This window comes from Brevibacillus sp. HD3.3A (assembly GCF_013284375.2).
Lineage (GTDB): Bacteria > Bacillota > Bacilli > Brevibacillales > Brevibacillaceae > Brevibacillus > Brevibacillus parabrevis.
This window is the reverse complement of the sequence record NZ_CP085874.1, coordinates 6,101,771-6,114,456: the sequence shown is the minus strand read 5'-3', so window position 1 is coordinate 6,114,456 and position 12,686 is coordinate 6,101,771. Positions and strand designations below refer to the sequence as shown.

The following is a 12,686-nucleotide window of genomic DNA, read 5'->3' as shown; positions in this document are numbered from 1 at the left end:
TGTCAGGGAAAGTTACGGGAAGAGGGATGTTCGGTGAGATTTAGTGTGTTGGCAAGCGGGAGCACAGGCAATGCCATTTACGTAGCGACAGATCGTGTTTCCGTGCTGATCGATGTGGGGATTACGGGCAAACAGGCCGAGGCGGCGCTTCAGACGATCGGCGTCAATCCAGCCGATTTGAGCGCGATTCTCGTTACGCACGAGCACGTCGACCATATCAAAGGGGTCGGAGTGATGGCGCGGCGATACGATCTGCCGATTTACGCCAATGAAAAAACGTGGGCAGAGCTGAACGGGCAGATCGGCACGATCAAGGAAGACCAGAAGCGGCTCTTTGCCGTAGGAGAGAAGCAAGAGCTTGAGGATTTGGGCATTGAATCGTTTGGCATCTCGCACGATGCGGCGGAGCCGATGGGCTTTTGCTTTTACCATGGCAAGAAAAAGCTGAGTGTCGCAACAGACCTGGGCTATGTCAGCGATCGGATCAAAGAGACGATTCGCGGTGCGGATGCGTATGTATTTGAATCCAACCACGATGTGGAGCTGCTGCGCATGTCGCAATATCCGTGGAGCATCAAGCGGCGCATTTTGAGTGATGTGGGCCACTTGTCCAATGAAGCGGCAGGCGACGCCCTGATCGATTGTCTCACAGGGGGAGCAGAGCGAGTGTATTTGGCCCACTTGAGCAAGGAGAACAACATGATCGACCTCGCCAGACTGACGGTGAAAAACATTTTGGAGGAAAAAGGTCTGGCGGTCGGCAACGATGTGCATTTGCGCGATACATACCCTGATCGGCCGACCAAGCTGGAAGAGCTATAGGAGCGGTTTGGTCTGGGTTTGGCGACGGCTGATGGCGTTCGAAAGCTGGGCGATCGTATCGAGTTGAAAGCTCAGTTGACTATCCAGCTCGTTCACTTTTTCTGTCAGTTCGTCATGTGTCAGCAAGCCTTTGGCAACGAGGATATCGATGAGAGCGTGCAGGACAAGCGTGTTGTGGTAATCGGTTTCTTGCAGATCGGCAAGCTTGGCGATGATCTGTACCTCTTTCATATCTATCAACCCTTTCATATTGGATGGGGTCGTAAAAAGCTTCTAATCTAGCATATCCGGGCTCTCGGTGAAATATTCCGAGGGCTTTTTGCATTCCACAACCTTTCCATATTTCTCACGCGATTTTGCCGAAACCAAGACGTATACTAAGGGTGTCAAAAGGAAGCAGTCAACCAGAACTCATACATGCAAACCTGTGATACAGGTGTATAGGAGTAACGCAAACCTGTAACCCTAGTATTAGTAGAGGAAGAAGGAGAGTGTGAATCATGGGGTACTATGATGATTTGACTCATGTGGAGCGGAAAAAACGAAGCGGTTCAATCGGTCGTACTGTTCTGACGTCAGTAACGTCAGCGGTGATTGGGGGAATGGTCGTCCTGCTCATGCTGCCGACTCTCTCCAACTCCGGATATATCAACATGGTCAAGCCAGGGACAACGAATGTCATGAGCAACCCGGCAGCCAACCTGTTTGCCCAGCCTGTCTCTGTAAAGGTGGAAACGGGTACAGTCAACGCAGTGAAAAAAGTGGAGAACGCAGTAGTCGGCGTGATTAATATCGGACGAACTCGAACCAACTGGTTCAGCAATACACAAGATGTCGAGCAGGGCGAAGGCTCTGGCGTCATTTTCGAGAAAAAGGGCGGAAAAGCCCACATCATCACCAACTACCACGTAATCGATCAGGCGCAGAAGCTGCAAATTGCTTTGCCAACTGGTGAAAAGGTAGACGCGAAGGTTTTGGGTGCCGACCCGTACGCTGACTTGGCTGTTCTGGAGATCGATGGAGCGAAAGTAACGACAGTAGCCGAGCTTGGGGATTCCTCCACGCTGCAAGTAGGCGAGCCGGCCATCGCGATCGGGAACCCGCTGGGAATGAAGTTTTCCCGCACAGTGACGCAAGGTATCATCAGCTCGCTGGAACGCTCGATGCCAATGGACTTTAACGAAGACGGCCAGGACGACTGGGAGCTGGACGTTTTGCAAACGGATGCCGCGATCAACCCGGGCAATAGCGGGGGCGCACTGGTCAACATCGAAGGCCAGGTCATCGGAATCAACACCTTGAAGATTTCCAAAGAAGGCGTGGAAGGCTTGGGCTTTGCCCTCCCAATCAATGATGTAAAAGTCATCGTCAGCGAACTGATGGAAAAAGGCAAGCTGGAGCGCGCTTACCTCGGCGTGCAGCCATTCGACCTGACAAACGTGCCGCGAGTGCATTGGAAAGAAACACTGAATCTGCCGGACGATGTGCAGGCAGGGGTAGTGGTTCAAGGCGAAGTAGGCAAATTCTCGCCAGCAGGGCAAGTCGGCCTGAAGCAATATGACGTCATCGTCAAACTGGACAACAAGGACATCTCGAATGGCGCCCAGTTGCGCAAATTCTTGACCTTGAACAAAAAGCCAGGCGATTCGGTGGTCATTACCTACTATCGCGATGGTGTTAAGAAGACAGCTACAGTTAAGTTGACGAAAACACCGCAGTAAGTAGAGGCAAAGCATCGATTGGAATGACTCGTGAAATGACCCGCGCTTGCTATGGCGGCTGATGGCTTACGTATGCCGGATGCCGCTCCTTTTTCAAGCGAGGACAGACGGATGGTAGATGTAAGCTGATGCCGTTCCTCTTTCAAGCGAGGAGAGACGGATGGTAGATGTAAGCCGGATGCCGTTCCTCTTTCAAGCGAGACAGACAGATGGCATATGTAAGCCAGGCCGTGTGAGTGTAAGCGTTGCGGCAAGAAGGCAGTATGTTGGTGCTGGTGGCTTGTGGCGGCATGAAAAGCCCGCAAGACGAGCAATCATTGGTGGCAATTCCGGGACGAATTTGTCCCGTTTGCATATATGTTCCCCCCTCTATCTATTTTTAAATAGATCCCTTCATTGAAGAGCGTCGAGCTGAGATCGGCGCTCTCTTTTTTTGCTGTTTAACATGTTTGTGCTGGGGTATCTTCGCGTTCTTCCGTGCATCTTTATTTATGGTTCAGGAGGTGCTGGGAGTCCAGTGCTCTGGCGCGGGCTACGGGCTAGGTTATGACGTGACGGAGCGTCCACGATGACAAGTCAGCTTAGCTCGGTTCGAAGCAGATGGATTTGTTTTGCTGTCGTTCTGGGGTAGAATAGGAAACGACATGAAAATGCGCGGAAAAGAGGCAATGGACATGGACAAAGGCAAAATGATGGACAGCATTCAAATAGATGGGCAAAAGGTGGAGTTGGAGGCGGGGTATCCTGTACGGTTTTCTTGCATGGAGCATATAGAGCAGGAACTGGACGACTACGTAAACGACTTCGAGGCAGCGCCGGACACCTATCCGGCAAAAGCAATTGACGACGACGCAGCAGACAAGCGCTGCCGAGTATGCGGCGAGCCAGGCCAGATTGCGCTTTTGAAAGAGAAAGGAATGTAGACGATCGTGCAAATCACAATCATTACGGTAGGCAAACTAAAGGAAAAATATTTGCGCGAAGGCATCGACGAGTACAGCAAGCGCCTGTCTGCCTACTGCAAGCTGCAAGTAATCGAAGTCAGCGACGAAAAGGCCCCGGAAGAAATGAGCGCCGCCGAGATGGAGCAGGTGAAGCGCAAAGAAGGCGAGCGCATCCTGGCGCAGATCAAGCAGGACCAGTACGTAATCGCGCTGGCGATCGAGGGACAGATGTGGTCATCGGAAAAGCTGTCGGCGGAACTGGACAGGCTGGCTCTGCACGGGCGCAGCCAAGTGGCCTTTGTGATCGGCGGATCGTTGGGACTGGCAGACACGGTTCTGAAGCGTGCGGATGCGCTGTTGTCGTTTTCAAAGATGACGTTTCCGCATCAGTTGGTGCGGTTGGTGTTGTTGGAGCAGGTTTATCGGGCGTTTCGGATTAGTCGGGGGGAACCTTATCACAAGTAAAGGAAGTTTCTACAGAGACGGAATTAGCAAAAATTTGTCTACCCAACACCATACCATTTATACCCAAAAAGCCCCCACATTAGCCAGGGGGCCTTAAAACTGTCTATTCACATTACCGCCATTTAGAACCAAACATGACTACTTCGTCTTCGCAGTATCAGAATTTTTCCAAAACAATTTTCCCAATGGTCCGTCCGGATTCCAACTTTTCATGCGCGAGACGAAGGTTTGCTGCATTAATAGGCTCCAGTCGTTCAGTCAGTGTAGTTTTTATTTTTCCATCGTCGATTAAGTTCGCCAGTTCATTCAACAATTCGTGTTGTTTCATCATGTCATTGGTATGAAACAAGGACCGTGTGAACATGAACTCCCATACAAATGTTACACTTTTAGAAAACAGCAAGTCCATTTTCAGGCTCCCTGCCCAGGTAGCCTTATTTACAGGAACGATCGAGCAAATTTTACCTTGGGGCACGATGACTTCCGCCATGTTTTCAAGATGTTGAACAGTATCATTCAAGCAAAAGATATAATCTACAGCGTCAATGCCAACTTCCTTGAGCTGAGGGTGAAAAGCGTTGTTGTGGTTTATGGTAAAATCCGCACCGAGATTTTTGACCCATTGGATTGACTCTGGACGTGAAGCCGTACCGATGACGGTCAAACCTGCTGCTTTTGCAAGTTGAATGGCAATCGATCCTACTCCTCCAGCTGCACCGATAATCAGTATGTTTTTGTTTTCACCTGTATTTGCGCTAATTCCCAAACGATCAAACAGGCTCTCCCATGCAGTTATCGAGGTAAGCGGCAATGCAGCGGCGGCTGCGAAATCCAAACTTCTTGGCATATTTCCCACAATACGTTCATCAACCAAATGAAATTCACTGTTACTGCCTGGACGAGACACACTGCCCGCATAATAGACCTTGTCCCCAGGTTTAAACAATTGGCAGTCGGGACCAACTTGTTCTACGATTCCAGCGGCATCCCAACCAAGAATTTTCGGTGACTCGGCTTCGTAGTTATGTGTTTCGCGAACGCCTACGTCGGCAGGGTTGACTGAGATTGCTTTTACACGTACAAGCAAATCGCGGCCTGTAGGTTCTGGTTTATCCAAGTGCAGATCAATAAGGCTTTCCGGGTTGGATATGGGGAGGTATTGGTAAGCACCGACAGCTTTCATCTTTTGGTGAGTATTCATGGGTATCATCCTCTCAATAGGAAATGTTGTATAGTTGCATTGTAAATCGATGCAATTACTTTAAGTAAGTACGCATATTTTTATGGTATAGTATTAAAAATCAAACCATTGGGGGATAAGCTGATGGGAGACCGGAGAAATAAATATGGAGCAAGTCCGGATATGCAAGCATGTCCGGTTGAAACAACGCTGGATGTTATTGGTGGAAAATGGAAGGGGATTATTCTCTATCAGCTCCTAAACGGAACGAAAAGATTCAATCAATTAAGGCGCCTCAATCCGGGAATAACGCAGTTTATGCTCACATTGCAGTTAAGAGAGCTTGAACGGGATGGCGTCATTCATCGCGAAATATATAAAGAGGTTCCTCCGAGAGTGGAATACTCCCTTACTGATTTCGGAAGGACTTTGGAACCGATCATTATGTCAATGAAAGCGTGGGGGGAGTCTTATAAAGTACGGCTTACTGAAAATCGAACGATACAAGAAGAGGAAAATTAAGGCGGTGGGTACAAGGCCACAGCTACGGGAAGGAAATCAGATATATATCATTTGAAGGCCATCCCCGCAAAGGATGGCCTTCGTAACTTGCTGTTACAGACAGCGCGGAGAACCTTACTATGAGTAAGGGGTCGTTTTTGCGGAATGCCTTGCGGGGCATGGATCTTCAGGGAAAGAGAACGATGGATTCGTTGGAGAGGTGAATAGTGCCATGAATTATATCGAAACGAATTTAGCGGACAATATCTCATATGATGACATAGCTCAGCTCGCCTGGTGCTCTACGTATCATTTTCAACCAATGTAATCGTATGCGCGCATACAACTTGGACAAAATCAATCGTCCGTTTTTAGTTTGTCCATTGAGTACGGCACAGTTATCCATTACGATTACCTTTATACTGATAACGATTATCATTTTCTTTAATAATTTTCGGGGGAGAACTTATATGCATCGAGGATCCAAAGCATTCGTTCTATTAAGCACTTTTGCGCTGATGGGGGGACTATTGTTAGGCTGCGGCAACAACGAGGCGAAGGAAAGCCAATCGGCAAGTCCTAGCCCTGTCGCTGAAACGGCGAAAGCGTCTGCCGCAACGACTCGTATGTTCACGGATTGGGCGAAGCATGAGGTCGAAGTTCCGGTCACACCGCAGCGCGTCATTTATCATGGAGAGACGACGGGGGATTTGCTTGCCCTTGGCGTCGAACCGATCGGAATCATGAAGCAGGCTATTGAGGGCACTGTGTTGGAAGACAGGCTGCCGTCTGCCCAGGACGTTGGATTTCCGCTGAACGTAGAGAAGGCTTTGACGCTTAACCCGGATCTCATTATTTTCTCTAACTCCGACACACAGCAATACGAAGCGATTTCCAAGGTGGCTCCAACCGTCACCTTCAATACGTTCGATACGCTGGAAGTACGGATGCGCACCTTGGGCGATCTATTGAATAAGAAGCAAGAGGCGGAGGAATGGTTGGCGGCTTATACGGTTAAAGCGGCGGATATGTGGGCAAACCTGCGTGCAAACGGCATACAGGAGGGCGAAACGGCCTCTGTATTCACGATGTACCCGGGCAATCGTCTTTTCGTAATGGCAGGGGCGGGCCTCCCTCAATTCTTGTATGAAAAGGGCGGGTTCAAACCGTTGCCGATCGTTCAAGAATTAATCGACCAGCAGACCGGATTCATCGAGATATCCACGGAACTCCTTCCGAAATATGCGGCCGACCGTATCTTCATTCTGAATCCCGTCGATTCTGCGGCGCAGGATTCTACGAAAGAACTTCGTGCAAGTGAAGTTTGGCTGAATCTTCCCGCAGTGAAGAGCGGTAAGGTCTACGACTTCGATATCTTGAAAGCAAACAGCGATGCGACATCGAGGGAATGGATGATTACGGAATTGCCCAAAGTATTGTTAAATCAAAAAGGGAATCATTAACTCCCGAAACCTAAAGCCAACATGAAGAAGCTCTTCAACGCTTGTTGAAAAGCTTCTTTTTTTTATTTATAATGTCCTCAATTGATAATCGTTCTCACGCGAGGAAAGAAGGTGTCCTATGACTCCGTCTCCGACAGTCCCTATACCGCTGCATTCCTTGTTGTTTCATTATATAAATGTCGAATTGCTCAACCATGGCGCCGGCGCGGTATTAGCCGAAGAAGTTACTTCAAGTTATACGTTATTCGTGTTTAAGAGTGGTAAAGGGAGAATCTATACGGAGTCGTTCAGCGCGGCCTTCTCGACGGACAGTGTTTTTCTACTTCCGCCTGCCGCCGTTTACCAATTCGAGAGCATGGACGATGGGCGAATCGAATATTTTCGGATCGCCTTTGGAGTGTTCCATATTGAGGACGGCAAAGCCGAGCCTTACAGTCAACCTTTATTCCCGGACCGCCAAGAGCTTCGCGTTTATCCGCAGTCGCAATGGAACGAATTGTTGGCCCAGTTGTATGTTGGCCATGCAAGCCGGCACGGCATAGAGGCGTACCGTCAACAATTGCAGTTCCAGGAGGTCATTGCCTTTCTGCTGGAGCATAATATGGGGGGCGATCAGTTGCAGGGTCCCACCCAAGCGGTAGAGCAAGCGATCCAATACATGCGAACGAGCTTCCAGGACCCGATCACCGTTGTCCAGCTCGCGCGCATGGCCAATGTTCCTTCGTGGCAGTTCACGTCGATTTTCAAAGAGCTGACCGGCAAAAACCCGCTCGATTACTTGACGGAGCTGCGTATTAATTGCGCCAAAGAGTTGTTAATCCGCACGGAGAGCCCCCTTCGGGAAATAGCTGAACTTGTCGGCTTTACCGATGAATACTATTTCAGTCGGCGCTTCAGGCACATGACGGGTTTCTCGCCTAGGCAATATGCCGTCTCCATGAGACAGAACATTCTCGTTAAAGATTGGAACGGCCACGAAGTACGAATCCCTTCCAACCCGCGCCGGATTCTGTACTGCGGGGAAACCGCGGGCGATATTAGCGCGCTGGGTATTCCGTTAATTGAGAAGCAGCTCTTCTGCAAAGATACACCGCTTGATCAGGAGCTTGCTTCCAAGCTCTCGCCGGACTTAATTATCGTCGATCATTCCGATGAGAAGCTCTATTCGCAAATTTCGCGGATCGCACCCACTCTGGCCTACAATTCTCGCGGTTCGCTGAACGACCGAATGCTCATGCTCGGCGAGTGGTTCGGCAGAAAAAAAGAAGCCCAGCAATGGCTTCTTCATCATAATAGCGATACGTTGCTGATGTGGCGTCAGCTTCGGCCGCTCATACGTCCCGAGGAGACGGCTTCCGTGTTCGTCTTCCATCGGGGAAAGCGGTTGTTCGTGATGGGGAATATCGGTTTGTCCGCCATCTTGTATCATCCCGATGGCTTCCGACCTGCGGGCAAGGTCCAGCAGATCATGAAATCAGGCAGGCCATACAAGGAAATCACGGCCAAGACCATCCATCACTACGCTGGAGATCGCGTGTTCATGATGCTCCCGGAAAGCGCCGAGTCCAGGACTGCGATGGAGGAGTTCATGAACGGCCCGATCTGGAACAATCTCCCCGCCGTGAAAGACGGGTTCAGCTATGTGCTGGACGAGAGGAATTGGAACTACGAGGACGCGAGGACGAGGGTCAAGCTGCTCTCCCTGCTGCCTACGCTCTTTACGCGGTCCTCGTAGTATCACGGAGAGATAGATTATCCGGATTCTTTATCTAGTTACTTTGGCCGGAAAATATGGACTACAACGATTCAAGTGGACTATATCACAAGTGACAGCAAGCTTTCGGGAATAACCCCGTACAGAAATATTCGATAGCAGTTAGACTGAGATGTCGTGAACACGTTGCGGACGATGGGCGACATTATGAACCGCAAAACGGAAGCGGAAGCGTGGATCGCCAAGTTCGAGGAAAAGCTGCAACGCATTCGCGACCAGATCGACGTGAAGATCAAACCAGGCACGACGGCGACGAGCTTCATTTTCTATGAAGGAGAGTTTCTGATCGGGGGAACGGATGGCACGCTCGGCAAGCTGATTTATGAGGATTATGGCTTCGAAATGCCCAAGAACCTGAAAAAGTTCAAGGACGGCGGCACGGGGCTTTCGATCGAGGCATTTGTAGCCGAACCAGCCAATTACTTCTTTACACAGATGACCGAGGCAGAATTGCCAAGTTTGCTGGAGCGCTTTAAGGAGCCGCTGTATCAAGGAATCCTGGCGATCAAGAACAACCGCATCATCAACGTATCCCGCGAAAACTGGAACTACGGCCCTTACCTGGTGGATAAAGCGGTTGACGACCTGATCTCGCAAATGAAAAATCTGCAATTATAAATGATAAGGGGCCGAGTGTTGCTGGCGTGAAGCTTGGCAAATCGCAATGACCCCTTCCTTTCTTTTCCGGCATCCGATTGGGTGCCTTTTTGATTCGCTAGACAACACCTAACAATTGGAGGTGCGGTTTTTTGTGCGCGGCGCCAATCAACCATGAGCGGGCTGTGTGTGGCCACCGTTGATCGGCTTATGCGCACATCACATTTATGCGTGATCAGATGACGGCAGCAACGGAACAGGCATGAATCGACGCTGATCTTGCTAGTGTCGGCTTCGAATGAGGAAGATGAGGAGGAGAATGCCGATTAGAATGAACTACGGATTCGTGCTTACGGTGTCGCTGTATCTGAACCTCAACCTTTTTGACACGACTATAACTGTCAGTTGCATGATAGCCTGTCTTCCTAAAACGAACACAAATGACGATATAGCCGTAGCCTTCACTACATTCATAAGAATATAATGAGAATAGTTATCATCTGGTGAAGGGGTGCAAAGATGGATGAGGACGACGAACCTTACAAATAAAGGTCATGAGGACACAAGCTCTTATTTGTTCAAATTAATCAAGGTAATTCAAATGGACGATGCGAGTTTGTCCGCAGCGCTGAGTAGAGAACACCATGCCTTGCTATATGTCCATCAATCCCGGAACGGTGAAGAGACTGCTCAGATGCACTATGCTGCGCCATACACTCCCTTCGTCTGGAAGCCGGAAGCTGCTGCTCAGCCTTCATCCTGCTATGAACTTCAATTTGCGTGCTACTCACCGAAAAACAATAATTATGAGCCTCATTTATCGCCGATCCTGCCTGCCCATGTGCCAATATCGCCATTTGCCGGCATTACCGACCTCGTGAAAGAGCTGGTACAACTGCAAGGTCATGCAATGGCGATGCAGTTGGAGCAAATGAAAGCCAATATCAAGTTTCAGGAATTATTGCTGGAGCTAATGGCAGGGTCAGCTGAAGAAAAGGATGGGCTTACCGAGCAGGGCATCGAGTATTCCCGCAAGTACATAGAGCAATTTTATGCTTCGGAAATTACAAGAGAGCACCTGGCAGCATTGGCAGGTCTAAATCCGGATTACTATTCACGCGCTTTTAAAAAGAAGTACGGCAAAACGCCGATCGAGTATGTAAATCAAGTGAGAATCAAGCATGCGAAGCAATCGCTTTTGCTGTCAAATGAGTCATTTCGTACAATCGCCCATCAAGTAGGATATAGCGATGAATTTTATTTTAGCCGCAAGTTCAAGCTGGAGACGGGCATGTCGCCCACTTTTTACATCAATAAAATCAAGATGACGGATAAAATTGCTTCGTTAAAGCATTTAACAACCGGGCATCTGGTAGCTTTGAACGTTCAGCCTTATGCTGCGGTTAAAAATAATATATACCCGATTGAAGATCGCCTGGAAGACACCATTAACATCGGACAGAGCACCCCTGAACTGGAAAAACTATTAGAGGCGCGTCCTGAATTGATCATCATGCGAGAACATACCCATGAAGACTTGTCTTTGAAGGAGCAATTATACAACCAGATAGCACCAACCATTACCTTGCCTTATCACCAGGACTGGCGTATTCACCTGCAATCCATCGCCAAAGCAATAGGCAAGGCGTCAGCCGCTAATGCATGGCTTGAGCAATACGAGGAAAAAGCAGAGCGAATCCGGCGGAAATATGCACAAAAAATCGAGGGCCAGACCTTTCTGATTGTAGGGATTGGAGCGGGGGAAATGTGCATTTACGGAAAACGGAACGTCGGGACTGTCCTGTATGGCGATCTACAGCTTGCTGTACCTGCTGGTGTCGAACAAATTGCCCACTATCAGGAAACGAATGTACAAGCATTGAAACAGTACGACCCGGAACATATTATTTTGACGAGCTATAGGCACGACGGATCAGAGAGGATGAATTACGCGATCAACCGTGAAGTCCAGCAATTGTTTAGACAAGCGGATTGGCAGGAGTTGAAAGCAGTCAGAAATTCATCTGTTTATCCGATGTACCAAAGGCAGCATCTTTACACTTGCTATACCTCTTTATCCCATGATCTGCTTCTGGATCAAATGGATCAGCTGCTAGAGTCTTATATCTCCAAATAACAGTCGGATACGTCCATGTTAAAAAGAAGATAACTTCATATAATTGATAATGAGAATTAATATCGGACAACAGTAGAGGAGACTGATGTATGCAGCAGAAACCGAAGTTATTGCTATTACTGCTTATGACGATGGTACTTTCGATTTTTACAGCAGCGTGTGGTAGTGCGGATAACAAGGTATCCAATAATTCGGAGGCTAAGCCAGCCGAGCAAACTCGCAAAATTACACATCCGCTCGGCACTACAGAGATCGTGGGAACGCCCAAGAAAGTTGTGACTTTATTTCAGGGAGCGACAGATGTAGCAGTTGCCCTGAATGTGAAACCAGTTGGCGCCGTTGAATCATGGTCGCAACAGCCTGTCTATGAATACTTGCGGGACAGCCTGAAGGATGTTGAAAATCTCGGAGTAGAAACACAACCTAATCTGGAACTGGTATCCAAGTTGAAGCCGGATCTCATTATCGCTTCTATTTCACGGCACGAGAAAATCTACGATCAATTAAGCAAAATCGCTCCAACCGTTATGATCGATCCATTATACGATTTTAAAAATACGCTGACTGTCGTGGGTCAAGCACTGAATAAAGAGGCGGAAAGTAAAGTTTTGCTGGATCAGTGGGACAAGCGCGTGGCAGATTTAAAAACAAAACTTCAAACCAAGCTTGGCAGCGCTTGGCCGCTTGAAGCAACCGTATTGAATTTCCGGGAAGATCATGCGCGTATTTACGTGACTGGATTTGCAGGGGATATCCTCGATGAGCTGGGGTTCATTCGTTCCAAAACGCTACAGGCTGAAGCCGATAAAGGAACGGTTCACATGAAGCTGACGAGCGTGGAAAGCATTCCTTCGATGAATGCAAAGGTCCTTTTTGTATTCAAGTTTGACGATTCTGGAGCAGAAAAAGTGCAAAAGCTGTATCAAGAGTGGACGAATCATCCGTTGTGGAAAGGTCTGGATGCAGTAAAATCCAACAATGTACATCTGGTTGATGAAGTCACATGGAATGTCGGTGGAGGGATCATTGCCGCCAATCTCATGCTGGATGATATTTACCAACGGTTCGGATTAGAGAAGTAA

General features: G+C 48.7%; 13 protein-coding genes. 10 read left to right on the top strand and 3 right to left on the bottom strand.

Translation table 11 applies throughout. From position 1 onward, the window contains the following. The first annotated feature begins 33 nt into the window (after positions 1-33). Positions 34-822, top strand: a complete 789-nt coding sequence (locus HP435_RS28415; RefSeq protein ID WP_063231647.1) for an MBL fold metallo-hydrolase — start codon at positions 34-36, stop codon at positions 820-822. On the opposite strand, the gene HP435_RS28410 is transcribed toward HP435_RS28415, so the two are convergent. Further along, positions 817-1,053: a hypothetical protein gene (locus HP435_RS28410; protein ID WP_173597202.1), complete on the bottom strand. Its 237-nt coding sequence runs from the start codon at positions 1,051-1,053 to the stop codon at positions 817-819. The genes HP435_RS28415 and HP435_RS28410 overlap by 6 nt on opposite strands. A gap of 269 nt (positions 1,054-1,322) precedes the next feature. Between HP435_RS28410 and HP435_RS28405 the strand changes: the two genes are divergently transcribed. Continuing rightward, positions 1,323-2,543 carry a S1C family serine protease gene (locus HP435_RS28405; RefSeq protein ID WP_122962257.1) on the top strand — a complete coding sequence of 407 codons (1,221 nt, stop codon included), beginning with the start codon at positions 1,323-1,325 and terminating at the stop codon, positions 2,541-2,543. A 142-nt stretch (positions 2,544-2,685) separates the two neighbouring features. Here HP435_RS28405 and HP435_RS28400 read toward each other — a convergent pair whose 3' ends face one another. Continuing rightward, positions 2,686-2,898, bottom strand: a complete 213-nt coding sequence (locus tag HP435_RS28400) for a hypothetical protein (RefSeq protein WP_173597203.1) — start codon at positions 2,896-2,898, stop codon at positions 2,686-2,688. Positions 2,899-3,217: 319 nt separating this feature from the next. Here HP435_RS28400 and HP435_RS28395 point away from each other — a divergent pair, with 319 nt between their 5' ends. Both HP435_RS28395 and rlmH read left to right on the top strand, forming a co-directional pair. Then, the gene (locus HP435_RS28395) at positions 3,218-3,466 is read left to right on the top strand and encodes a CxxH/CxxC protein (RefSeq protein WP_229049781.1); all 249 of its coding nucleotides are present in this window, start codon (positions 3,218-3,220) and stop codon (positions 3,464-3,466) included. A gap of 6 nt (positions 3,467-3,472) precedes the next feature. Beyond that, a complete protein-coding gene (rlmH, locus tag HP435_RS28390; protein WP_063231642.1) occupies positions 3,473-3,952 on the top strand; it encodes a 23S rRNA (pseudouridine(1915)-N(3))-methyltransferase RlmH in 480 nt (159 codons plus the stop codon). Positions 3,953-4,109: 157 nt separating this feature from the next. Here rlmH and HP435_RS28385 read toward each other — a convergent pair whose 3' ends face one another. Further along, a complete protein-coding gene (locus HP435_RS28385) occupies positions 4,110-5,153 on the bottom strand; it encodes a zinc-binding alcohol dehydrogenase family protein (RefSeq protein ID WP_173598919.1) in 1,044 nt (347 codons plus the stop codon). 123 nt (positions 5,154-5,276) lie between these two features. On the opposite strand from HP435_RS28385, the gene HP435_RS28380 reads away from it, so the two are divergent. From HP435_RS28380 to HP435_RS28355, 6 genes are all read left to right on the top strand, one after another. Further along, positions 5,277-5,654 (top strand): winged helix-turn-helix transcriptional regulator, encoded by a 378-nt coding sequence (locus HP435_RS28380; protein WP_122962262.1) that lies wholly within the window; start codon positions 5,277-5,279, stop codon positions 5,652-5,654. Between the two features lie 449 nt (positions 5,655-6,103). Then, positions 6,104-7,096 carry an ABC transporter substrate-binding protein gene (locus HP435_RS28375; protein ID WP_173598920.1) on the top strand — a complete coding sequence of 331 codons (993 nt, stop codon included), beginning with the start codon at positions 6,104-6,106 and terminating at the stop codon, positions 7,094-7,096. A 247-nt stretch (positions 7,097-7,343) separates the two neighbouring features. Then, positions 7,344-8,831, top strand: coding sequence for an AraC family transcriptional regulator (locus HP435_RS28370; RefSeq protein WP_173598921.1), 1,488 nt, complete (start codon positions 7,344-7,346; stop codon positions 8,829-8,831). Positions 8,832-8,987: 156 nt separating this feature from the next. After that, entirely contained in the window at positions 8,988-9,488 is a 501-nt protein-coding gene (locus tag HP435_RS28365; RefSeq protein ID WP_173598922.1) for an ABC transporter substrate-binding protein, read from the top strand. A 502-nt stretch (positions 9,489-9,990) separates the two neighbouring features. Beyond that, positions 9,991-11,604, top strand: coding sequence for a helix-turn-helix domain-containing protein (locus HP435_RS28360; protein ID WP_122962267.1), 1,614 nt, complete (start codon positions 9,991-9,993; stop codon positions 11,602-11,604). Positions 11,605-11,693: 89 nt separating this feature from the next. After that, positions 11,694-12,686, top strand: a complete 993-nt coding sequence (locus HP435_RS28355; RefSeq protein WP_173598923.1) for an ABC transporter substrate-binding protein — start codon at positions 11,694-11,696, stop codon at positions 12,684-12,686.